Origin of the sequence: Arenibacter amylolyticus (assembly GCF_002150785.1) — a bacterium.
GTDB classification, from domain to species: Bacteria; Bacteroidota; Bacteroidia; order Flavobacteriales; family Flavobacteriaceae; genus Arenibacter; species Arenibacter amylolyticus.
On sequence record NZ_MTAZ01000004.1, the window covers coordinates 65,197 to 89,678 of the forward strand.

Annotated in this window: 17 protein-coding genes; 8 read left to right on the forward strand and 9 right to left on the reverse strand. The window is 41.5% G+C overall.

The window, feature by feature from the left end:
• Positions 1–64: 64 nt before the first annotated feature.
• The 3 genes from BV214_RS01075 to BV214_RS01085 all read right to left on the reverse strand — a co-directional run bounded on the left by BV214_RS01075 (position 65) and on the right by BV214_RS01085 (position 3,600).
• On the reverse strand, positions 65–847 hold the full coding sequence (locus tag BV214_RS01075) for a glycoside hydrolase family 16 protein (protein ID WP_086475626.1): 783 nt from the start codon (positions 845–847) through the stop codon (positions 65–67).
• A gap of 335 nt (positions 848–1,182) precedes the next feature.
• Positions 1,183–2,412 carry a mechanosensitive ion channel gene (locus BV214_RS01080; protein WP_086475627.1) on the reverse strand — a complete coding sequence of 410 codons (1,230 nt, stop codon included), beginning with the start codon at positions 2,410–2,412 and terminating at the stop codon, positions 1,183–1,185.
• A gap of 369 nt (positions 2,413–2,781) precedes the next feature.
• Complete coding sequence (locus BV214_RS01085) at positions 2,782–3,600, reverse strand: FRG domain-containing protein (RefSeq protein ID WP_086475628.1); 819 nt, start codon at positions 3,598–3,600, stop codon at positions 2,782–2,784.
• A gap of 298 nt (positions 3,601–3,898) precedes the next feature.
• On the opposite strand from BV214_RS01085, the gene BV214_RS01090 reads away from it, so the two are divergent.
• Genes BV214_RS01090 through BV214_RS01100 form a run of 3 tightly spaced genes read left to right on the forward strand, consistent with a single transcriptional unit; the run spans position 3,899 to position 6,444 of the window.
• The gene (locus BV214_RS01090) at positions 3,899–4,663 is read left to right on the forward strand and encodes an MlaE family ABC transporter permease (protein WP_086476000.1); all 765 of its coding nucleotides are present in this window, start codon (positions 3,899–3,901) and stop codon (positions 4,661–4,663) included.
• A gap of 7 nt (positions 4,664–4,670) precedes the next feature.
• A complete protein-coding gene (locus BV214_RS01095) occupies positions 4,671–5,450 on the forward strand; it encodes an ABC transporter ATP-binding protein (protein ID WP_086475629.1) in 780 nt (259 codons plus the stop codon).
• A 4-nt stretch (positions 5,451–5,454) separates the two neighbouring features.
• Positions 5,455–6,444 (forward strand): MlaD family protein, encoded by a 990-nt coding sequence (locus BV214_RS01100; protein ID WP_086475630.1) that lies wholly within the window; start codon positions 5,455–5,457, stop codon positions 6,442–6,444.
• A gap of 42 nt (positions 6,445–6,486) precedes the next feature.
• Here BV214_RS01100 and BV214_RS01105 read toward each other — a convergent pair whose 3' ends face one another.
• From BV214_RS01105 to BV214_RS01120, 4 genes are all read right to left on the reverse strand, one after another.
• Positions 6,487–7,647: an ABC transporter permease gene (locus BV214_RS01105; RefSeq protein WP_086475631.1), complete on the reverse strand. Its 1,161-nt coding sequence runs from the start codon at positions 7,645–7,647 to the stop codon at positions 6,487–6,489.
• Positions 7,648–7,655: 8 nt separating this feature from the next.
• Entirely contained in the window at positions 7,656–8,609 is a 954-nt protein-coding gene (locus BV214_RS01110; RefSeq protein WP_086475632.1) for an HlyD family secretion protein, read from the reverse strand.
• Between the two features lie 23 nt (positions 8,610–8,632).
• Positions 8,633–10,006: a TolC family protein gene (locus BV214_RS01115; RefSeq protein WP_223883457.1), complete on the reverse strand. Its 1,374-nt coding sequence runs from the start codon at positions 10,004–10,006 to the stop codon at positions 8,633–8,635.
• A gap of 129 nt (positions 10,007–10,135) precedes the next feature.
• Positions 10,136–10,699, reverse strand: a complete 564-nt coding sequence (locus BV214_RS01120) for a Crp/Fnr family transcriptional regulator (RefSeq protein ID WP_086475634.1) — start codon at positions 10,697–10,699, stop codon at positions 10,136–10,138.
• A gap of 224 nt (positions 10,700–10,923) precedes the next feature.
• Here BV214_RS01120 and pta point away from each other — a divergent pair, with 224 nt between their 5' ends.
• From pta to BV214_RS01140, 5 genes are all read left to right on the forward strand, one after another.
• A complete protein-coding gene (pta, locus tag BV214_RS01125) occupies positions 10,924–13,017 on the forward strand; it encodes a phosphate acetyltransferase (RefSeq protein ID WP_086475635.1) in 2,094 nt (697 codons plus the stop codon).
• 48 nt (positions 13,018–13,065) lie between these two features.
• Entirely contained in the window at positions 13,066–14,268 is a 1,203-nt protein-coding gene (locus BV214_RS01130; protein WP_086475636.1) for an acetate/propionate family kinase, read from the forward strand.
• 328 nt (positions 14,269–14,596) lie between these two features.
• On the forward strand, positions 14,597–14,794 hold the full coding sequence (locus tag BV214_RS17170) for a DUF1801 domain-containing protein (RefSeq protein ID WP_394334908.1): 198 nt from the start codon (positions 14,597–14,599) through the stop codon (positions 14,792–14,794).
• Positions 14,791–15,171, forward strand: coding sequence for a VOC family protein (locus tag BV214_RS01135; protein ID WP_086475637.1), 381 nt, complete (start codon positions 14,791–14,793; stop codon positions 15,169–15,171). The genes BV214_RS17170 and BV214_RS01135 overlap by 4 nt, the downstream gene beginning before the upstream one ends.
• A gap of 135 nt (positions 15,172–15,306) precedes the next feature.
• Complete coding sequence (locus BV214_RS01140) at positions 15,307–16,590, forward strand: amidohydrolase family protein (protein ID WP_086475638.1); 1,284 nt, start codon at positions 15,307–15,309, stop codon at positions 16,588–16,590.
• 190 nt (positions 16,591–16,780) lie between these two features.
• Here the strand turns inward: BV214_RS01140 and tamL are convergent, their stop codons facing one another.
• Positions 16,781–19,057, reverse strand: coding sequence for a translocation and assembly module lipoprotein TamL (gene tamL / locus BV214_RS01145; RefSeq protein WP_245806723.1), 2,277 nt, complete (start codon positions 19,055–19,057; stop codon positions 16,781–16,783).
• Between the two features lie 7 nt (positions 19,058–19,064).
• Positions 19,065–24,056: a translocation/assembly module TamB domain-containing protein gene (locus BV214_RS01150; protein ID WP_086475640.1), complete on the reverse strand. Its 4,992-nt coding sequence runs from the start codon at positions 24,054–24,056 to the stop codon at positions 19,065–19,067.
• Positions 24,057–24,482: the final 426 nt, after the last annotated feature.

A 24,482-nucleotide genomic window follows, 5' to 3' on the forward strand; every position in this document is an offset into this window, starting at 1 on the left:
AGTGTCTTTGTAGATAGGGATTCCCTTAGGTTTGCAGTGAATTATCGGCCCATATTCAGTAGCATTACTCAAAAGGAATAATTTTTACCCAATCGATATACATATAATCGATGTCAAAATTACTCTTGCCAATCCACCACGGAAACCAGATGCCCATAGAAAACTCGGCGGCATGATCCGGGATATTCTCAAAAGATTGATGAATTAGCTTATTGTCGTAATACCATTCTATTCTAGGTTGTTCGGTTTCTAATCCCGCATACCAGTCAAATCGATAAATATGGTATTCACCATCGGTTTGGTTGCCAATATATAGGTCTGCAGTGCTGTGATGTTCTTCGGAAACTCCACGCCAGTTAGACAATAACCCCCAATCTAGATCGGAATCCTCAGGTTTAAAGGGATATTGGTTCCGACCAGGAAATTCAAAATCAATCTCGTGATTGTACTCTTCATTTTCATAATAATAGGTCCAAAAAGCAGATAAAGCCCCTGGTTGAGGACAAATCTTAGCCCGGACCTTAAAGCTTCCCGAAGTAAACTTTTTCTTAGTACTGATGGCACCTCCTATCTTGGTATTTTGCCCATGGCCTTTAATATCCCCTTTGTAATAATCTCCCAATGCACGAATTACAAGATTCCCATCTTGGATAAATACATTTTCTGGGATAACCCCACCATGAGTTCCTTTAGGGATATTTTCTCCCCATTTAAAATTTAGAACATTCCATTTGTCAGTATCTATTTCCGAACCATTAAAATCCTCAAAAAAAACTTGGGCACTTAATGTCGAAGAAAGTTGACTCTGTAAGATAAGCACGCAAATGATGAAAATTGTTCTGGACATTAATTCGACGAATTGACTACAAACACATGTACTAATAAGAATCGTAAATATATCCTGTTTTATCCGTTAAAAGTACCTGCTTTGCTGGAATGCTAGTACAAAGTAGTATAAGATTATTAATTGATTAGTAGAATTCCTCATCTATTTTTTAACAAAAACATTATTTTAAATCAACTAAAACCTACTTATAACCAACTATTCACTACTTGTTCTTAACTTTAAAATATAATATTATTGTCTTTTAGGCCTTTATTTTGATGAGTTAGGATTTAAATAGGGGTGATAGGAAAAGCCGCCCAAAGCCTTGAAGCGGCTTAGTTGTGAGTGGAGGCTTACTACACTGGGCCGTCCCCCTCTTTATTATTTTTAGTCTTATTTGTAGGTATTTGTGAGCTGTTTTTATCCCGTATTTTATCAATAATTTCCTTAAAGTGTTCACCCGCTGCGGCTCTTCCTCCAAGTCCATAGCTTAAAGCAACCGCTACCGCAATTGCGCCCAAAATAAGACCAAATGCCAACTCAACAATCTCATTGGCAATTCCCATGGTGCGTAACGCAATAGCTATGAATAAAGCTAGTGATGCCGCACGTACAACTCCAGCAATAAAATTATTGTTATTGGATTGTTTCATCGTGTTGTAGATAATCATCGAAATATAATTACCGAGGGCTATGATTACCAATCCAAAGAGAATTTGTCCTGTCACCGCAAGAATATCATTAAGAATGTATGTTAACTGATCTAATCCCAATATTGCAACGGCTGTGATTACTCCAAAAAACACGATAAAGAAATATATTAGATTTGCTAAGAGTTTGGATAATGACTGATTTGCGCCAATCATATTTTGAATATTAATTTTTTCAGCGGCGCTATCAAGCCCTAAACTTTTGAATAGATCGCTTAAAAATGAAGCTAGATATTTTCCGCCCCAAATAAATATGAAGAGGATAAGTGCAGCAATAATTATTTCCCCAATTAAATCTGTAAACTTGTACAGGATTTCATTTGCTGGTTCCGATATTGCATTCATTTGCAATGCATTAAAAGCCTGAATCAAAAATGGAATGAAAATGATTATGAAAACTACTTTTTGAAGGATATTCACTAGCATATCCGTATCCTTAAAGCCCGTTTTATCTACCAATTTGTCAATAAAATTTCCCCCCATAGAGATAAGGCTAGAAACAAATTTCGCCAATAAATACCCTATAAATCCTATTAGTAGCGCGCCAATTAAATTTGGAATGAACGACAAAAATTCATTCAACATATTTTTAAGGGGGTCTAAAACTGCACTAACCTCCAATATCTCGAGCGTCATTAGCAAAACTATTACCATAATAAGGTAATATACTATTTTACCAAAAAAATGACTGATGCTTTTAGAGTGCTCTTCATCCATTACCTTATTACCCAGCTTGGTTTTGTCAAGTAATTTTGTAATTAGTTTCTGAAAGGCTTTCGCAATTATCCAACCAATTATTAAAACTAAAATAGCGCCTAAAAGGTTTGGTAGGTAATCCGTAATCGTATCTGTGAAGCGTTGTAATTGTGTTTCCATAATAAGATCTTATGTGTTAAATTGTTCTTCTTTTAAGATACGAATAAATTGTTAAATATTTGTAAAAAGAAGCGTCTAGATGCCTCATAAACAGCAGTCTTAATTAGGGATAGCACGCCATCCAAATGAAAGACAATTAATGGGGCTCCTTCCATTTCCAGAAATAGTGAATACTTTTAAGGGGAACTTCAGGTAGCGCTATATTTCCTCAAGGAAATATGGAGCCCTTCAATTTAAGGATTGCGTTTTTTGCAAACAGCTGTTTTTTAGGTTTTTAAGGGTGTTTTAGGCCGACTGTAAATACTATTGGGATTAAGATAAGCACTAGAGCCAGCCTATTTCTAAATAATTGAAAATTGCGTATATACGTTATGGGTTTATATTATTCTTGTCGCTATACCATCTTTTCAGCCATCTTGAAATGCCCTCCAACCCGGGATAAATAATTCTTTCAGTAATATTTGCTTGGTCTAGCTTATCCCTAATTTCCCATTTTAGTTCGGCAGGAATAATTACTTTTTTTAAATATTGAGGATGGATTTTAAGCCACTCCAATGGACTGGAATCCGGATCCAGCATAAACGAGAAAAGGGCAAATTGGTTTATGATGCGGTCGTCTAGGGAGGGCGGCTCAAAGAATATCATGGTATTTTTGTTCCTACTAGAAAAATCATAGAGTTCTTCCAAGGTATTACCGATATTTTGTTTTAGTTCCATAGAACTAAAATAGAACATATCCTTACTCAAAATAGGGGTTTTTAGTTCCTCGGGAAGATACTCTCTAAGTGCTACATAGTTTACCATCCAGATGGCACCGTCCATATGATAGGTGCTCATATCCTCTGTTAAAAAATGAAGTGCAACATTTGGGGAATGGGTCCAGTCTATAAGTCTTGTGGGAAGTCCATGGTGTTGCCCTAAGGAAATCCAGTTCCAGAGGTTGTTGTAGTCATCGATAAGGGTGTTTATTGGCGAGTACTTTTTAAAATTTCTAATCATTGTACCTTCTACCTTAGAGGGTATTCTTCCCAATCTTTGCAGACTTGTCTCTAATCCAAAATGGGCATTATAGACGCCCCTATACGCATAGGGAGATCTAAATCTGTCTATTTTTTCGTCTTTTTCTTTGAATAAAAACGCCTGTAGCTCCAACCAGTTTTTAGGTTCAAATATTTCAAAATCCACCATGTTTATAAATAGTTTTAATAGCTGCCAACAAGGCGGCCTAGTACAGTCTATTCCTCTTAAACCAATGAATACAGTGGAACAAATGGAGTTAGTCCCTAAGCGGTTTTCCGATGCATCGCACTGCAACCCCCAATTGGTTTACCATACTAAGATACAACGGTTTCGAGAAAGTTAGTTGGGCCATCATCTAGGTTGGGATTGGATTAACTTGTAAACCCGTATGATTTTGGTCAATAAAGACCCACTTACTTTCCTGTATCTTTATGGGTACAGGATTGGAAATGAATACTTTGTAACTATGTGGAGTCGCTTAAAAAAATTCTTTATAGAGACTGGCGATCTCTCCTTTTTTGCAGCCCGGTATTTTAAGGAGGCCCTAAAGCCCCCTTTCGAATTCCGAGAGCTGCTACGCCAATGTTATCAAATGGGGAACCGATCCCTGTTCTTGGTAGGCATCACTGGTTTTATCATTGGATTGGTACTCACCTTGCAGTCCAGACCTACGTTAATTCAGTTTGGTGCTGTTTCCTGGATGCCCAATATGGTGGGGATTTCTATTGTTAGGGAAGTAGGACCTGTTATTACAGCATTGATCTGTGCGGGGAGAATTGCATCGGGGATTGGGGCAGAGTTGGGCTCTATGAGGGTCACAGAACAGATAGATGCTATGGAGGTGTCTGGTACCAATCCCTTTAAATACTTGGTGGTTACACGTATCCTAGCCACCACGCTTATGTTGCCAATCCTAGTTGTTTTTGGCGACTTGTTGGCATTGTACGGTTCTGCCTTGGTAGAAAATATTAAAGGGGGCGTTTCTTTTCAACTTTATTTTAATACGGTTTTTAACGCATTAAACTTTTCAGATTTGGTGCCGGCAACTATTAAATCTTTCTTTTTCGGTTTTATTATTGGATTGGTGGGCTGCTACAAGGGGTATTATTGTAAAAAAGGAACAGCAGGCGTAGGCGTGGCGGCCAATACGGCGGTGGTAATGGCTTCCTTGCTGTTGTTTCTTGTAGATTTTATCGCAGTGTTTATTGCCGATATTTTTTACGAATTATGATATCGATATGGAAAATAAGGATCAGATAAAATATAAGGCAGAAAAACCGGACTTAGGGACGGTTATAGAAATCCGTGATCTTCGCAAGCGATTTGGCGATAACCATGTTTTAAACGGGTTTAACCTAACTTTAAAGAAAGGAAGTAATTTGGTGATTATGGGGAAATCCGGTTCTGGGAAATCCGTAATGATCAAATGTATTGTTGGGCTGGTAGCGCCAGATAGTGGTACCGTAAAAATACTGGGAAAGGAGATAAACAATTTAGATAGGGAGGCAATGGATGAATTGCGGTTAGATATAGGGTTTCTTTTTCAGGGAAGTGCGCTTTACGATTCCATGACGGTCCGTGAAAATCTGGAATTTCCGATGCGTAGGCACAAAAAAAAGTTGGGTATTAACAAGAATACCGAACCCTTAGTGCTAGAAGCTTTGGAAAATGTGGGATTGGCTCATGCTATAGACCTTATGCCTTCCGAACTTTCTGGAGGTATGAAAAGAAGGGTAGCCTTGGCACGAAGCCTGATTTTGAAACCTAAGGTAATTCTCTATGATGAACCTACTAGTGGCCTAGATCCCATTACCTCTAAAGAGATTATAGAATTAATGCACCGCATTCAAAAGATCTACGGCACAGCATCCCTCATTATTACCCATGATGTGGATTGTGCTCGAGTGATATCGGACCGAATCATCCTTTTGGTAGATGGCATAAATTATGCCGAGGGGACCTATGCCGAGCTATCCAAATCTACCGATCCAAAAGTAGCGGCATTTTTTAAAAAATAAGCTTATGGCAAAAACAAAATTGGAGAATTTAAAACTCGGGATATTTGTGGTTGTTGGCACCGTATTGTTGGTTATAGCTGCCTATTTAATTGGTAACAAGCAGAATATGTTTGGGAAAACAATTCCTATTAGCGCGATCTTTAAAAATGCAAACGGAATTCAGCTTGGGAACAATGTCCGTTTCTCCGGTATCAATGTGGGAACCGTAAAAAGGATAGAGATGATAAACGATACGGTTATTCGTATCCACATGATTATTGAGGAAAAAATGCAGCGGCATATAAGGAAAGACGCTGTGGCCTCCATTGGTTCCGATGGACTGGTGGGGAGTATGCTTATCAATATTGTACCTGGGGAAGGAACGGCTACCCATATTGGACCAGGGGACGAGTTAAAATCTTTAAGTAAGGTGGCCACTCAGGATATGCTTAATACCCTTAGCCTCACCAATATAAATGCTGCTTTACTTACGGAAGACCTACTTAAGGTATCCCAATCCTTAACCCAAGGAAAAGGCACATTTGGAAGGCTGTTGAATGATACCCTTATGGCCCAAGAACTACACCAGACTATCACCAATTTAAAACACGCCAGTAGTCAGGCCAGTAGTATGATAGCGGAAATGACCGCACTTGTAAAGCAGGTGGATATGGAGAAAAGTGCTGCCGGGGTTCTCCTAAAAGATTCTATTTCCGGGGAAAAGATGCTGAGTATAATCGCACACCTAGAAAACTCCAGTTTTGAGATTCAAAAGATGTCCGAAAACTTACATTCGGTAATCGGGGAATTCAAGGAAGGGAAGGGCACCCTAAATTATTTGGCTACGGATACTACCTTGGTTCGTCAGTTAGAAACTACCATGGAGAACGTTACCCAAGGGGTGCAAAATTTTAATGAAGTTACCGAAGCCCTAAAACACAATTTCTTAACCAGAAGGTATTTTAGAAAGTTGGAAAGAGAACAGAAAAAGGAGGACAAGAAAGCAGTGGACTAAGTGTAATACACTGCTTTCTTGGCTAATTTACCCCTTATTTTCTTATTCTATTTCCCGCTTCTTCCAACCAATTTTAGTCTGTAAGGCAAGTACAATGGCCACAAAACAGACCAAAGCAATCATTACAAGCCATTTTATTTCTGGGAGTATCGCCTCTATGCCACCACCATAGACCGCTACCTTCCTAAATCCGCTTAAGAACTGCGTTAGGGGTATGTATTGGGCAATATGCGCTATGGCATCGGGCATCGCCATAGTAGGCCACGTAAATCCGCTTAAAATAAAAGCGGGAGTAGATATTACCATTAATAGCTCGGTGGCCTTTAGCTGATTGGGGATTAGTACGGAAAACAACATCCCTATCATCATGGAGGCAAGGCTTAGCAGGGCTACTAATACAAACATAGCGGGATTGTAAACAGCTACGTCAATATTAAAGAAGGGGATAAACCTACTTACAATAAGCCACATCAGGGGAATAAATAATAGGAAGGGTGCCGACTTTAATGCTATGTGATATAGGGAGTTACGACTTACGCCTTTGAGTTTGGAAAAATATCCATCCTCAAAATCCCGAGCAAAAACCAACGCCATGGCCAGAAATATAACCTGCTGCATAATACCTCCCAATAATCCAGGGAGCATAAAAGTCACATAATTGCCCGTAGAATTATACAATTTATTAAAATTGATCTTAAATGGCTCGTAGGACTTAGCAGCTATATCCGGGGCAAGGCCCTGCTTTTGAAGTCCTGCTATTTCAATTCCCGCATTGAGGGTCAACAGCACGGATTGGATATTTACACTGGCGGTATTGGCCGTTAAAATATTCCCCATATTAAGGTCTACCCTAATTTCTGGATATCGTTTTTGTAAGAGGTCTGCCTCAAAATTGGAAGGGATGGTGATCACGGCCACATAGCCTTTAGCAGGCATTTCCTGGGCAATATCTCCCGCCAAGGGCCGTACATCACTGACCCATAAGGCTTCGTTATCACCAAAAGCATCGATTACCTTATCTGAAGCAGGACTGTTGTCCTGATCTATAATCACAATGGGGAGGTCCAGTACCTTTGCTTGCTGATAAACAAAACCAAACATAATTCCATATAGAATGGGTGCACCAAAAAATATGGCGATGAGCACGTCGTTAGAAAATATGCGACGGAACTCCTCTTTTACCAAATGGATAAATTGCTTCATGCTTAGTTTTATTTAAGAAGTACAGTAGCGTTAATTAGGAACCGTTGCCCTTCCGCGTTTTGTTCCGGCACCAATTTTAGTTCGTAAATAGCCTCGTCCAACTTGTATAAGGGAGAGGTGCTGGTAATATCCGCATACCTCGGTAACTGCTTAATAGCAACAATTTTAGAAGTACTCTCTTCCTTGGTATAGGGATTTAATACGGTAAGGGATTGCCCAATCTTGTAATCATAAATCTTAGATTCACTAACCGTAAATCTAAAATAGACCGTATTGGTCTGGTACCCATTAAAAAGGGTATAACCCGGACTGGCCAATTCTCCTGGTTTTAGGGTAATGGTCTCTATGGACATATCCGTAGGTGCAATGATGTATCGCTCGTCTTCGGCAATTAACACCTCTTTTTTGGCACCTTGGGCCCTTTCTAACTGTCCCTTTGCCTGTGCCAAGAGTTCTTCCCTGGTCCCTACGGTAACTTCGGCTTGTTTGGCTTCCAAGGCATGAAACTGGGCCTTGGCCATAGCTACCTTCATTTGTGTTTCCTCAAAGGTTTGGGTGGGGACCAAAGAGTCCTTGTACATGGCAGTTATCCGTTTTAGGGATTCTTCCGCAAATTGTAATTGTGCCTTACTGGCTTCTACCTGACTCGCTATTTGTTGCAACTGCTCTTTGGTGGCCCCATTATAGGCCATGTTCAATTGTCCTTGGGCAGCAAGAACAGCCCCCTCGGCCTGAAATAGTTTTGCGTCTATTTCGGGAACATCTATCAAGGCCAGGGTATCTCCCTGTTTTACTTTCTGTCCTTCAGTAACGTATACCTCGGCTATTCTACCGGCTAGTTTACTGCTAATAGCGAGGGTTTCAAACTTTACTTTTCCCCTTAGATCGGTAATTTCCTTATCGCGGTTACAACCGATTAAAAACAAGGTGGCGAAGCTTCCTATTATTATTGATTTATACATGATTTCTTTATTTGATAGTGAGATTAAAAACTAAGCTGTCCCTTGGCGTACAATAATTCTATAGCTGCCTTGCGCTGGTCGTAGTACGATTTCTGTAGTTGAAACTTTGATTGTTCAAGCTCGGTAAGGGCGTCCAATACCTCATTAACGGTGGTAAGTCCGTTTTTATACTGCTTGTTCGTCAGTTCGTAGTTAGATTCGGCTAAGTCTACCTCCAATTGCGTCATAAGGCTGGTCTCCTCAGCAGATTCCAACGATAATTGAGCCATGGTAATGCTTAAGGCTATCAATTCCTCGGTTTCCTTGATCTGTTCCCTATATTTTTCTCCCTCGATCTTGGATTGGTCACTTTTCAATTTTGACACAAAACCATCAAAAATATTCCATTTTACCCCTAGGCCCACATACCATTTTGGTTCCAAAAGGGAGAGGTCGTCCTCAATAAATTCGTAGTGTCCCTTAAGGGCTACTTTAGGAATAAAATTATTTCTTTCCATTTTGGATTTATAAGAAGTGGCCTTCTCTGCTTCTTTTAAAGCATTGATCTCATTGCGCTCTTTATTTTCCAGGGTTTCACTGATAGGAAAAGGCAATAGGTTGGGGCGCAGCGAATTCAAAAATTCAGGGTCGGCTCCCGTGTATTGTTCTAAGACCGATCTCACCAATCTCTGTTGATTTTTGGCTTCCACCTGTTTGGTGGCCAATTTTTGCTTGGCCAGATTTAATTTCTGACGGTCTATAGGAGTAGCTAGCCCATTTTTGATGGCAGCAGCTACAAACTTCTCCTGTTTTTCTAAATATTGGGACATACTTTTTAGCACCTCTTCCGATTTTATGGCCAGGCCTAATTTATCATAGAGGTCTATAGTTTTTAATACCACTTTGTCCGACTCAATTTTATTAGCGATTTCCAGGGAGTTGTGTTTGTGCTTGCTGGCCTTGATGGCATTGCTTACCTGAAATCCGCTAAAAAGCACCCAATCTACATCTACGGACGATTTTAGGATGTTTTTTTTCTGTAGTGGCGGTATATCGCTCAGTGGAATTCCTGGAGGAAAGGGATCGTTAAAAGGTACGCCAATGGCCTCCTTAATCAGCAATTTTTGAGTGCCAATCAAGAGGTTTTCCATATCGTCATTAAAGGTGATGTCATCGTTTAGACGGGTATAACTTCCGTTTAAATGTACTTTGGGAAGGAAGGTATTCCGTGCTTTCTGGGTTTCCTTGCGTACCTGCTCCATTTCCAAACTGTTAATCTTAATGGAACTGTTCTTGGCTTTGGCCTCCTTGATCAATAACAGCAGGTCATCGCCGAGTTCTTGGGCATGTAGTCCATTTCCTATGTTCAGGAAAAATAGCACTACTAGGCCCCATAAATGGTTCGCCTTGTTCATCATTTTGAGTGGATTAAAAAAAATAAAAAACAAAATTACCTATCCGATATAAGGTTTCCTTTGATATAAATCAAAAAACGAATTACGGGATACCAGGCCTTTGCAATAAATTAATAGCCACCCAAAGTAGACCTAATCCTTTGCCCGGATTCGGCTGAGGGTCTCTTGGGTAATACCCAGATAGGAGGCAATATGTCCCAAAGGGACCCTATGGTATAGGTTGGGATATTCATTAATCATGAATAGGTACCGCTCCTTAGCCGTCTGGAATTGAATGGCATTTAGTTTTCCCATAATATCGCCCATCAATTTAATCATCAATTTTCTTCCAAAACGCTCCATTAGCGGGAATTTTTGAAACAATCGCTCTAAATCCTCCCTAGAAATGGAGTGAATAACGCTGTCTTCCAAAAGTTCCAAGTGGTAGGTGCTCTGCTTTTGATGGAAAAAACTTTCCATACTGGTTAAAAAATTCCCCTCGTTAAAGAACCAAGCGGTGATATCCTTCCCTTCTGCATTGTAGTAGTAACTGCGAGCCACTCCCTTTTCCATAAAATAAAGCGTATTGCATACTACCCCTGCCTTGGCTAGGGTCGTGTTTTTTTTCAAGAGGTTCTCCTTAAAACTAGACAGGATTTGGTCTAGGTCTTCCTCCGGGAAAGCTACCACGGAAAGTAAATGGTCTCTTAGTTTCATTCAGCGTCTTTAAGCTAGGAATGTAATAAATAATTTTAAAAATTAGGAAGGTATTGGCTAGTAAATATAGGGGTTTTTCCGCCTAAAAGGGATAAGCTGATATATCTCATATTTATAGAATAGTCGGCAGCATACTTTTGTCAAGTGAATCTATGAACTAGGACATAGGAGATGCTTGGGAAGCCTGCAATATTCTATATCCGTATTGAATTAACGAGGATAGTATGAGTAAAGCCGTTTACATTGCCACCACCGGACCAGACAGTGGAAAATCTATTGTTTCCCTTGGGCTAATGCAGCAGTTATTGGGGAAAACCGCGAAGGTGGGATATTTTAGACCGATTATAGATGATTATAAATTGGGAGGGATAGACAATCATATCAACACCATGATTAGTCACTTCGATTTAAAATTGAGCTTTCAGGAATCCTATGCCTATACCCGGAGCCAAGTAATCCTTAAAAAAAACCAGGGGAGAGAAGAAGAAATTATAAGCACCATCATTTCCAAATACAAGGCGATGGAGGAGCAGTGCGATTTTGTGTTGGTAGAGGGGACCAGCTTTTCTGGGGAAGGAGCTCTAATTGAGTGGGACATCAATGTGCTTATCGCAAAAAACCTGGGTATCCCCGCCATTATCATTAGTAGTGGTGTGGGGAAAACCCTAGAAGAGTTTGTGGGCAATATGCAAATGGCCTACGATTCTTTTAAGGATAAAGGGGTAGAAGTACTCTCCATTATTGCCAATAAAGTGCAGCAAGAGAATGTAGAGCTAGCTATTAACGGGTTAAAAAAGGATTTGCCGTCCCATGTCCTTATCCATGCCATTCCCCTAAACCCTGTGTTGGCCAACCCTTCCATCAAGGAAATTGTGGAAACCTTGGATGGGAAGGTGTTATTTGGTGGCAATTTCATCAACAATCAGGCAGGGGCCTTTAGTGTGGGTGCCATGCAACTGCGCAACTACCTAACTTTCTTAAAGGAAGATAGCTTGGTGATTACGCCAGGGGACAGGGCCGATATTATTTTAGGCGCCTTACAGGCCCATGAGTCGGCCAACTACCCCTCCATTTCTGGGATTGTACTTACCGGCGGCGTTATCCCCGAAGATTCCATTATTAAACTAATTGAAGGCCTTTCGGATGTGGTTCCCATCATCTCCGTAAAGGGCGGAACCTTTGCTATCACCAATAAGATAGGGGCCATAAAATCGCAGATTTATGCAGAAAACAAACAGAAAATAACCACTTCTATCCTCGATTTTGAAAAATATGTGGATGTGGAGATGCTAACAGACCGTTTAATCACTTTTCAGGCAGAGGGAATCACTCCTAGAATGTTCCAACATCAGCTATTAAAAAAAGCACAAGGCCATAAAAAACATATTGTTTTACCCGAAGGTACCGATGAACGAATCCTAAGGGCGGCCGTTAAAATATTGGCATCCAAAGCGGCCAAGATCACCCTGCTGGGGAATCCAGAGCAGATCCTGGATAAGATATCCAAATTGGATATAGACCTGGATGTAGAGCAATTGGAGATTGTAGAACCAAAAACCTCTCCTATGTTCCAGGAGTATGCAGCCACCTTGCACGAGTTGCGAAAGCATAAAAATGTAAACCTTGCCATGGCGCGAGACCTGATGGAAGATGTATCCTATTTTGGTACCATGATGGTCCATAAAGGCCATGCAGATGGCATGGTATCCGGGGCAGCCCATACCACCCAACACACCATTTTACCAGCCCTGCAGTTTATTAAGACCGCTCCTGGGGTTTCTGTGGTTTCCTCCGTGTTCTTTATGTGTTTGGAAGATAGGGTAAGCATTTTTGGCGACTGTGCCATTAATCCCAACCCCACTGCAGAACAGCTGGCAGAAATTGCCATCTCTTCCGCAAGCAGTAGTCAGGCTTTTGGTATAGAACCTAGGATTGCGATGCTTTCCTATTCTTCCGGTAGCTCTGGCCAAGGACAGGATGTAGATAGGGTAAGAAAGGCTACGGAACTGGTAAAACAGCTTAGGCCAGATTTAAAGGTAGAAGGCCCCATACAGTACGATGCTGCGGTAGATATGGAAGTGGCAAAAAGTAAGTTGCCCAACTCCAAAGTGGCTGGCAGGGCCAATGTCTTCATTTTTCCCGATCTAAATACTGGAAACAACACCTATAAGGCGGTACAACGGGAAACGGGCGCCTTGGCTATTGGTCCTATGCTACAGGGACTTAATAAACCGGTGAACGACCTTAGTAGGGGGTGTACGGTAAGCGATATATACAATACGGTCCTTATAACTGCTATACAAGCCCAAGGATTATAAGGGGATAGTTGGATAGAAGTCATTAAGAAACCAAAGAAATAGATGCATATGAAAATTCTGATCATTAATTGCGGAAGCTCGTCCATAAAATACCAATTAATGCACATGCCCACGGCCCAGGTGCTCTGCCAGGGGATTGTAGAGCGTATAGGATCCCAGGATGCTATCTTTATCTATAAAACGGATAAAGATGAAGTAAACAAGACCCTAGCCGTAAAAAACCATAAGGAGGGACTGGAAAAAATAGCCACTTGGTTGGTAGATCCGGAGCTAGGGGTATTAAAAAATGCCTCCGAAATTGATGCCGTAGGACATCGAGTAGTCCACGGGGGAAATGGATTTTATAGAACCACGGTTATCAACCAAAAAGTAAAGGACAAGATCCATGAGCTATCAACCCTAGCCCCTTTGCACAACCCCCATAATCTGGAGGGCATTGTATTGGCAGAGAAGTTTTTTAGTGAAGCCAAGCAGGTAGCGGTTTTTGATACGGCCTTTCACCATACCATCCCTACCAAGGCCAGCAAGTATGCCATGCCCAATACGTTTTTTGAAGACCACAAAATTCAGGTGTACGGATTCCATGGGATCAGTCATAAATATGTTTCGGAAAAGGCCAATACCTACCTCCACAAAAAAGACTCAAAACTCATCAGTATCCATTTGGGGAATGGCTGCAGTATCACCGCTGTTCAAAATGGGAAGAGTATAGACCATAGTTTGGGGTTTACCCCTTCTAATGGACTTATTATGGGTACTCGCTCTGGGGATATAGACCATGCCCTAATTTTTTATCTGGTAGACACTTTGGGTTATCAACTGGATGAGGTAAAGACCTTGCTCACCAAAAAAAGTGGCATGTTGGGACTCACCGGGCATGTAGACCTTAGGGATATACAGGCAGAAGCCGAAAAAGGAAATAAAGACTGTGTGTTGGCACTGGAGATGAATGCATACCGAATTAAAAAATATATCGGCGCCTATGCCGCAGCGATGAACGGCTTGGACGCCATCGTATTTACTGCCGGAATTGGTGAAAACTCCTCCGTATTACGGAAAATGGTTTGTAGGGATATGGAATTCCTTGGACTGGAATTGGATGCAGCGAAAAATGAAATCCGCAATGCTGAAATCAGGGAGATAAGCACCCCAACTTCCCGAGCCAAGATCTTGGTAGTGCCTACCAATGAAGAACTGGAAATTGCCAAGGAAGCCTATAAGAAAGTCACACAATCTACGGAGGTAGAGTAGGGTAGATTTTTGGTTGTTACTTCATTTTCAGGATCTTGACTAATTATAAATATCACAAAAAGATTATCTTAGTCTGTGATAGGATTTCAGCAGCGGTAGGAAATCAATAGTGGATTTCATACGCCCAAGATGGGAGGATAGAAGGTGGGTATGACAGCAGTAGAAGAATTTATATATCAATACGAAGATGACCAAAGGAAGATTATGCTCTTCTTACATAATTGGTTGGCCTCAGATTTAAACCTAACCTGCAAAATGCGGTACAAGATCCCGTTTTACGATGGGAAATCATGGATATGTTACTTAAATCCGACTAATAAAGGGGAAGATCGAATTTGCCTTTGTTCGCGGGAACGAGCTTTCCAACGACCAGGGATTATTGGAGAGTAAAGGAAGAAAACAGGTTTTTAGCGTTGAATTCGAAAAACTAAAGGACATTCCGCAGCAAGCACTGCATGAAATCATTCAGGAAGCCATCTTGCTCGATGGTTCAAAACCTTACCCATCCAAAAGGAAATTAATATGAGACTGAACGCAGGAATTATTACCAAGAGACTCGTGGAGACTAAAAAATTCTATACGGAGAAACTCGGTTTTGATGTGGTATGGGAATCCGATTGCTTTCTTTTACTGGCAACACCAATCGGGGCTGACACAATTTCGTTCCTAGTCCCCAATCACCCTACTCAGGGAATAGATCGGTTTAGACAGGAATTTATGGGAAACGGCGTTTATTTGACCATAGAAGTGGAGGATGTGGATAGCACCTATAAAACCATTCAAGAAAAGGGGGTAGACATCGCTTTAGAACTGAGAACGGAAGATTGGGGAGACCGTCATTTTGCGGTAATCGACCCCAATAATGTGGGAATCGACTTTGTAACTCACACAGCACAGGAATAAAATTCAACTAATATGTAATGGGTATAGAGCATAGTAAGGACAATGGTTTTTACATGTTCCTGGTCCTTAGCAATCTTCGTCTCGTTGACAAGTTGGCAGCTCTGAATTACCCTTGTTCTTAGACACATATTAAAAATGAAAATACCAACAACCCTATTGCTTATATATTTTTGTATCAGTTGTCAACAGGTAACTGAGACCTACGATATGGTCATTGAGGATGTTACTATTATTGATGCTAAAAACTCGATATTACTACCCAATCAAACTATTTATATAAGGCAAGACCGAATATTAAAAATCACACCATCTAAGGGGAATAGCGGAATTATTGCCGATACCACCATCAATGGAAAAGGCAAGTACGTATTACCAGGTTTTTGGGACATGCACGTCCACACCTGTTGGAAGGACAGCTTAGACAAAACAGTGTTTCCAATATTTCTTCAGTATGGCATTACTGGAATTCGGGACTTGGGTGGAAGTTTGGAAATTTTAAATACTTTCAAGAATTGCGCTAAAGTTCGGGCTCATTTATATCCTAATTTATTTGGAGCCGGACCAATTCTTGACGGTGAGAAGCCTATTCATCCAGCCTTCAGTATTTCGGTAACCACAAATAATTTCAGAATAGTTTTAGATAGTCTAAGGAGTCAAAAGGTGGACTTTCTTAAAGTCTACTCTTTATTGCCAAGCAGTGTTTTGGACAGCATATCGGCTTATTCAAAGGAGAAGAAAATCGATTTCGCGGGACACATTTCTGAATACATTACTCCGGAAATGGCTGCGGTACGGGGTCAAAAAAGTTTTGAGCATCTTAATAAATTAGAGGAATTGCTTGATGATTCGGATAGGCTGAATAATTTTTTTGGAATTGCAGATGAACATGGGAGTTGGTTGTGTCCTACATTGGTGATCTATCAGCGAAAATATGAAATGGCAAATGGAGAATTTTTCTACCATTCCCTTTTTGAAGATCTGGATAAAGACCTGAAACTGGAATGGGAATATTTAAAGGAAGGGAGCACTCCAAAAATCGGTGATGAAATAAAAGAATCGACACTTAGATACCACAAACAAAAACAACTTGTTAAGGCTTTTTATGATCACCAAATTCCTCTTCTAATTGGGACAGATTTTGCAGGGATGCAGTTTGTTTATCCGGGATATAGTTATCATGAGGAATTAAAATTAATGGAAGAAATAGGAATCCCTCCCTTTGAAATATTGAAAATGGCAACTTGGAACCCCGCAGTGTTTTTAGGAATTTCAGAATCTTTCGGTACTATTGAAGCGAATAAAATAGCCGATCTAGTGTTGTTTTCTGAAAACCCAGTAGAAAGTATAGAAAACACCCTATCCATTGATATGGTTATAAAATCTGGTAAAATTGCTGATAAGACCTTTGCCAAAAACTAAGCATTGGTTGGCCGATACTGCCTTTTAAATATGTATTGGAGAAAGCCCAAAAAGCGCTTTACTTGCCTTCGGAATTGGCAAAACCGATTCTGACTTTCCCCTGGTAGGAATCGCTTTCCACATGAATTGCCACGGCTTTTAAGCCGTGGGTAGAAGCGCTAGCAAACCTCTGGACTTTAGTCCAATAAACTTAAAAAGGATATCCTATCGCAAAATTCAAGATGGGTTGGGAGAAATCCAACTCAAATCGGTCTCCCTTAGGTAGGTAGGGTTTCTGTAGGGGAGCAGCCAAATCAAACCGCAGCACAAAACTCTGTATATCTATACGGAGGCCCGCGCCCACGCCAATTCCCAACTCCTCCATAAAACTGGAAGTGAATTTCCCCCCTGGGAGAGCCTCATTTTCCTTTAGCAACCATACATTCCCCGCATCGGCAAAGACCGCGCCTTTTAGAAAGGAATAAATGGGGAATCTATATTCTAAATTTGCCTCTAACCTTATATCCCCGGACTGATCAAAAAAGGAACCAGCATCCCCTGTTTCGGGATTATAGGTGCCCGGGCCCAGAGAGCGAATCCTAAATGCCCGCACACTATAAGGTCCGCCAGAAAAGTACTGTTTGGAAAAAGGCAGGGTGCTACTATTGCCATAAGGAACCCCTATCCCTCCAAAGAGTCGGCCTACCAATGTTTGGGAGCTCCCTACCCGCCAGTGATACCTAAGGTCTATATCCGTTTTTGCAAATTGGGAGTAGGCCAAGCCTAAAATGGTCTTATCCCCATCTTCGGTAGATTTCTTTCCAAACAGGCCTAGGGTATTCCCTGCCAGGTCTACATTAGTGTTAAAAAACAGGGCGTTTTTCTTCTTGGGGTCTACCAGTTCGTTATAGGTAAAGGAGTAATTGAGACCGGCAATAAACTGTTGTTCAAAACTACTTCTTAACAAGGGGTTGTTATCCAAAATGGTCTCAAATTCTGCCGTGGTATTGGAGAGGTTTACGTAGTTGATATTTAGGGGATTTAGCTCATGATACACATACCTATTTTCGTTCCAGCCATAGCCAAAGATGTAACTGAAGGAGGTAAGGTTATACAGTTTACTTCTGTTTAGGTGTTCCATTCCCAGACTTATCTTGGTTTTGGGGACCGCATACCTAAAGCGTTCTTTAAATTTTACAAAGGATAACAACCTAGGAAAGATCAGGTCTGTTTTTAATCCAAATTGGGTACTGCTTAAGCCCGTACTATTGCTTCCTGCCAATTGGGTTTCATAGCCAACATTGCCAGTGATATTTAAGGTTTCCCCACCTCTAAATAGGTTTCTGTTGCTATAGGTGAGCGATAGGGTGGGGCCCGCAAAGTTGTTCGATTTGGATACGGCCTGTAACTCTGCCCGTAGGGAACGCTTGTTTAAGGGCGATAAATAGATATAGGCATCCAGTTTGGAGTACCCGTCGGTTTCCAGATTGCTATGGTCTTCCTTATACCGGATGTTCACATATTTATAGGTTCCAATGGAGGCCAATCGGTTACTGGTAAGCTTGGATTTTAGGGGGGCATAGGTTTCCCCTTCCTCCAACAAAATATAGGGTGCCAATCTCTTGGGCTTAAAAAAGTGGTTGTGCTGTATATACGTTATCTCCTCATATTGCACGGTATCCTTTGCCAGGCTATCGGTGGCCACGGAATAATTGGGGAATACCTGTATGGAATTTATGCGGTAAGGAACCAAGGATTTTTTGGGTACGTCTCGCTTCAACCGTAAAAACAGGTTAAACTGCTTGTTGTTATACTGATTGGTATCGGCTTCAAAGATTAGAAAATCGGCATTAAAATTATAATATCCCCTGGCCTTTAGATCTTGGTCTATACGTTCCCTTTCCATTTTAAATCGCTGAAGGTCGTAGCGTGTGCCAGGTCTTAGTAGGCTGTTTCCGAGCTTTTCCTTTATGTCTTGTATTATAGGAAGGGAATCGCCCTCCAATTGATAGGAAGCCAATTTGTAAGGCTTGGTAACGGCTACTTGGTGTGCCAAGGAGGCGGTTTTAGCCTTTTTATTTACCTGGGATGTGAGTTGGTTTCTAAAAAAGCCCCTGTTTTCTAGTCGGTTGTTAATTAGCTCCTGGGTTCTCTCCAAATCGATATCGCTAAGGTACACGGGTTCTTCCCCAATTTTTTTGTTCAGCCACCTATTTATAAATCCCGGTTTTTCCCGTTGTGCCATATAGTGGACCCATAGGCCGGGATACATGCCCAAGACCTTGGTATTGGGTTCTGGTTTAAGTAGGCTTTGTAATTCTCTGCTTACTTGGTTGAGGTCTGCTACGGTGGTATCTGCGTTTAGCTGAATTTCACCTTCCGTATACAACCACTGGTCCTCCGGAATATATTTCTTAACACTACATGCTTGCAGGACCCCTAGTAATAGGAGGGTTAAAAAATATTTTATTGATTGTTCGATTTTCAATGCGATGCTATTTTTTTTCGTTTTCTGCTTCCTCCTTAATGGCTTTGGCAAAAAGCTCCTTAAATTCATTAAACTCCTTGTTAAAGATCAGGGCAATTCCCGTAACGATCAATTGTCCGTCTATAACGCTTTCAAATTCATTTTTACGAAAGCCTTTTAGTCGATACCTTCCATTTTCGGTCAAGAGGTATTCTACACTTACATTCCCGATTACCGGGGTACTTTCCGCTCCAGAATTACCCCCTTCTATATTCATCTCGCTTCCCACCTGAACAATGAGTCGGTTATTGAAGAGTTGCTTGCTGGCGTTTACATCCAACTGGGTCCGCTCTTGGGGCGTATCCCCTTGGTAGTCCGTAAAACTTTCCAAACCAAAATCGAGTTCCACCCCAGTGCCTCCGATAAGCTTGTCCGAAAATTGGTTTAATTGCCCGGACAATACTTTGTTCACGTTGTCTTTGGCAATGGAGGCCGCCCCTCCAGAACTCCCATCACTGGTAGAGCCAGGGAAAAACCGATTTAAGACGAGCAGGGAAAATACCTGCTTGTTCAACTCTTCCTCCCTATTGTTTAGTTGTTGTACCCGCCCGTAAACATCACCTCCTAGGGATCCTTGTTTGTCTTCTGGGATGTCTAGGTTAAAGGATATCTCTGGTTGCAACAGCACTCCTTCTACATTCAGGTAGACTAAAAACGGCAGTTTTTGGCGGTATTTATTGGCAATTTCCGAACTGGCAGCCGAGGTCTGGGTAGCCATAAGGGGTGCGGCTGAGGTTTCCAATTTGTAAATGGCCCGTACCTGTAGTTCTGCATTGTATGGGTCGCCACTCCAAGTTAAGGTGCTTCCCGGGGCAATATCGAACCGCCGCTTTACCAGATTATAGAGACTGGCTTCGTAGTGTCCGCTACTTACCTCATACCTCCCTGCCAAGCTAGTACGACCGTTGGGATTGATGTCCAAATCAAATTCCCCCTTTCCGGTAACTTCAAAATTATCTCCGGACCGCTGGTCTATGACTATTTTAAAGGTGGCATTGTCCGCTACGTTTAGGGTGGCCGTAACGTCTAAACCTCTTAGTATTGAGGAGGTGGCGGTACTATCGGTGTTTTTGGTGATAATAGCATCCGGATTTTCTTTGTTCACAAAGAGCACCACCCCTTCGCGTTCCATCACTTCCAATTGGGATTCTGGAACTACAAAGGTTAAATTGGAACCTTCTACTACTCCTAAGTTTCCTGTTATTTTAGGGACGGATAAATCTCCCCCTACCGCTAGGTCGGCATTAAGTTTTAATGTTCCATAAAATAACTCGTTATCTTCCTTGGTGGCTTTAATGGGCTGGAATCCCTGGGTCTTTATTTTAAGATCGAAAGAAGGATTGCTAAGCTGTTCCGTATAGATACTACCGTCAAGGTGAAATAGGTGGTTATTGGCATCGGCTATGGAGAAGTCATCGAAATAAATCCCCTTATTATCTACTTTAATCTCTTCTTGTGGAAGGCTGAAAGTGGCATTTAGGGAATTCACCTTCAATCCGGCCTCCATAAATCGGAGATTCCCCTCGTACTTGGGATTTGCGGGGGTGCCGTTCACCCTAAATTCCCCTGCAAGACTGCCCGTTGGCTGAGAAATGCTTTCGGGTGCCAAGGCTGCTAGTGCCTTCATTTTTATCTCGTTGATGAGGAGGTTTAGGTTTAGTTGTGCCCCACTTTCCGCCGCAACATAATCGCCCTTAATGCCTAGGTTAACATCCCCACCAGAAAGGGAAAGGTCAAAATCATAGGTCTCTGCTGTTTTAGAATTGGCCGTTAATCTCAGATTCCCTAAGTCCGACTCCATAGCCGAAAATTGGGTTATTTCCATTTTTGCGACCATTCCGGTATCTCCATAGGGATCTTCAAAAGTAAGGTTGCCCTTTACGATCCCTGCTGCCAGGTTTTCTTCCGGATTTAAAAAACTAGTGAAGGTGCTCAGTCTAAAATTCTCAAATATCAATGAAAGGTCTTGATCTTTGTCAGCGTAATGACTACTGCTAAGCGTCATTACCTGCTGGTTTCGCTGCAGTTTAAAATCCTGAAGTTCTAAAAACCGCTCCGCTAGGACGATGTGGTTACTTTCGGGAATTTGCCATTGCTGTTTATTGAGCATCAGATTGGAAGGGTCTATTTTAAGGCGTAGGGTATCTTGGCGTACGCTTAATGTAGCACCTATATGCGCCAGTGTTGCCTCCCCATCGTAGGCATCAAAATTGAGACCTAGCTCCTGGTTTTTTAAAGTCCCACTTAAAGATATTTTGGGGATGGCAATAGGCCCTGAATTAATGGCTTTCCATCCAAAATTAACATCCAAGTTTTTTCCCGTGCCTTCCAGATCTAGGTGTAAGCTATCTAGGGTACTATCGTTATAATTGATATATGGGGCGCTGAGGTTGGCAGTTAGGTGTTGTTCTGCCTCATTAAAGCCTGCCTCTAGGTAGACGGTGTCCATTTTTTTTAATCCCCCTACAAAAACCTCTTCCAAGACGGGATCTTGTTTTATGGCCAACATCATTTTCATAGAAACCGGATCTTGCCCTGTTTCCTTGGCAGTAGTATCCTTAAAATAACCACTAAAGTGCCGCTTAAGGGCCTTGTTTAAGGAGGTTATATCGCTATTGGAACGCAGCTCCCCCTGTATTATCTTACTGTTGATATCTACTGTGGTCCTTTTCCCGTTGCTAGCGGCATTTACCTTAAGGTTGGTAACGGGATATGGAGTGTTCTCATAAACCAATAGGGCATCGTCTATTTGCGATTGCAGGGTAAAATCATCCGCATTGCCTTTAAAATTGGCCTGTAGCTTAAATTGGGCCTTCGTATCCCTTTTTGTAATTCCCAAGGCAGAAAGGTCTGCCCCTATCACATTGAGAAACAGTTCTACTTTTGAGGAAATGGAATCCAGATCTAGTCCAGCCTCCATTTGGGCGTTTAGGTTTTCATCCTTAAATCTTAGATTTATATTTCCCTTGCCTTGGTTTAGGGTCCCTTGTAATTTTAAATTGGAAAAATCATACCCTTGCCATTGTAGCTCGGTAAAATCGGTATCTACTTCCGCATGCAACGTATTTACAGAGCTACCACTCCCCGTGGCATTTAATGTAAAGGAAACTGGTCCCAATTGTTCATTGTTCAGCAGTTTTTCTAGGTGTAGTTGTACTACCTCTAACTGGCCATTGAATGCTACTAGCTCTTTGCTGGAAAAATTTCCGTCTAGGGAGATAGAACCATCGGGACTTTTTAAAATGGCTTGGGCGTCCATAGTCGCTAAGGTTCCCTTAAGTACTGCTGTTATTTGAATGGAATCTGGCAGGGTTACTCCTAATTCTTCCTCATTAAGAAATTGGGCAACATCGGTTTTAAGGGTAGTAAATTCAAGCTTTGGGAAATCTACATAGAGCGAATCTGTTTGCATTAGGTTAGATAAGGTTCCTTGTAGCTGTAGCGCGGTAGTTTTCCCCCATTGCAGGGCGGTATTTTGTAGTTGAAGATTCCCCAAGGTACCCTCTAGGAATAATTTTCCGGAAACCGACTTCTTAGCTAAAACTTGGAAAGCTTCGTTTTCTTTTAATGCAGCCCAAAAAGGGTATGCTTCCTCCAGGTGGAGCAGCAAGGAGGGCATGGCCACGGACACCTGGGCGGTTGCTGGCTTATTAAGAAAATCTGTGATGGAGGTATATTTTATTTTGATCGTTCCATTGAGCCTGCTTTTTGGGGTGGAAATATCAATATTAGTAAAGGAAACACCCTTGTCGTTGGCCTTAAGGTCTACGCCAAAATTATTTAGGGCGATGCCATCTTTTTGATAAAATGAAAATTGGGCTAGGGAGATTTCGGCAGCTTTGTTTCTTAAGAGCGCCGTCGGCATGTTTAGGTCTAGCTTGCTTATTGCTAAGGTAGTGGTAGTTACCAAATCCTTTGCTGCATCGTGCTCTTTGTAGGTGTAGGTAATATTATTATTCTCCATAACCACGGGGCCTGCTTCAACTTCCCAATTTGGCCATTTAAACTCCAAGGGTTTTTGGGTTTTAGTGGTGTCCTTGGGCAGCTGCTTGGTCACTTTTAGGTCACTATAAGCTACTTGGGAGTTGTGTAGTTCTAGGCGTTCTAGTGCTATCTTTCTATTCGCAAGATCTGCCTTGGGCAAGGCTAGGACAAAAGACCCAATGTTTAGCTGTCCTTCTATTTTACTGGGGAGGGAACTGTAGTTGGCCGCGGTATTTTCTATCGTTAACTGGTCTACCATAAGTAGAGGTAGTGTGTTCTCCGCAGAGGGTTCCGTCTCCTGTTGTAATTCTTTACTCTGGGAATAGGTGATGTGGGTGTTGGAGATAGAGGCGCTACGTATATGGAATACGAATTGCTCTAGGTCTATCTCCTTCATTCTTAAACGAAGATTACCCAACTGAAGCGAAGCGTCTAAACCGGCAACCTCATCCCGGAAATCTACCTTAAAGTCATTTAGTTTAATAGTCCCAATTTCCACTTTGGGCGGCGCGCTGCTAGTGCTGCTAGCGGTAGTATCGGTTGCAAAGGCATCTATCAGGAAATCAAAATTATAGACGCCAGTATTTTCCGAACGATCTATCTTGGCCACCACTCCCTCCCAGTCTAGGGATGCAATCCTAATTTTATCGCCCTTTATCAAAGGAAGTAAGGGGATGGATGCCTCCAAGGCTTTGGAATGTAGCAAGGTATCTCCCCGCTGGTCCTCAATATAAAGTCCCTCTACATAAGCGTTCCCAGAAAAGGTAAGATAGAGGCGGTCTATCCCTATTTTGGTATTGGTTTTCTCCGAAACATAGTGAACCACCTTGTGGATGATGATATTTTGTCCCCAGGGACTTCGGATAAAGAGGAGGAGTAAAAAAACAAGTGCCAGCAAGGCAAGGGCTATCCTGCCAATTATCTTTAGCGCTTTAGACTTTTTACTACGGTCTTTCTCTTTTTTTTGGGAACTCATTTTCTGTTTAGCTATGCACTTTTAAACAAAGCTAAGTGCAAAATGGCAGTTTCTATATCAAAGTTGATTTAAATTATGATTATTGCCATTATTAAAATCCGCTGTGGAGTATCATTGGACTACGCGGCATTAATGAAAGCTCCTTCTTTGAGACTAATAATTTAATAGGATGGCCGAGATAATAATCACGGCCAAAATAACCAATATCATCAGATTGTAAAATCTTCTCTTTTTCTTTTTTAGTTTGGATAGTTCACTCATATTGTGGGTAAAAATAGGGCTTTGCTTTTAGCTGTATTTCTGCTATCGCAATAGAAATTGACTTAAAAAGTAGGATTTTCACCACCCTAAAAAAGGTTTTTAGACCCCACTTTTAGGCTTTTCTTATGGTTTGGGAGGATATTACCCCTGCATTATTATCGATAT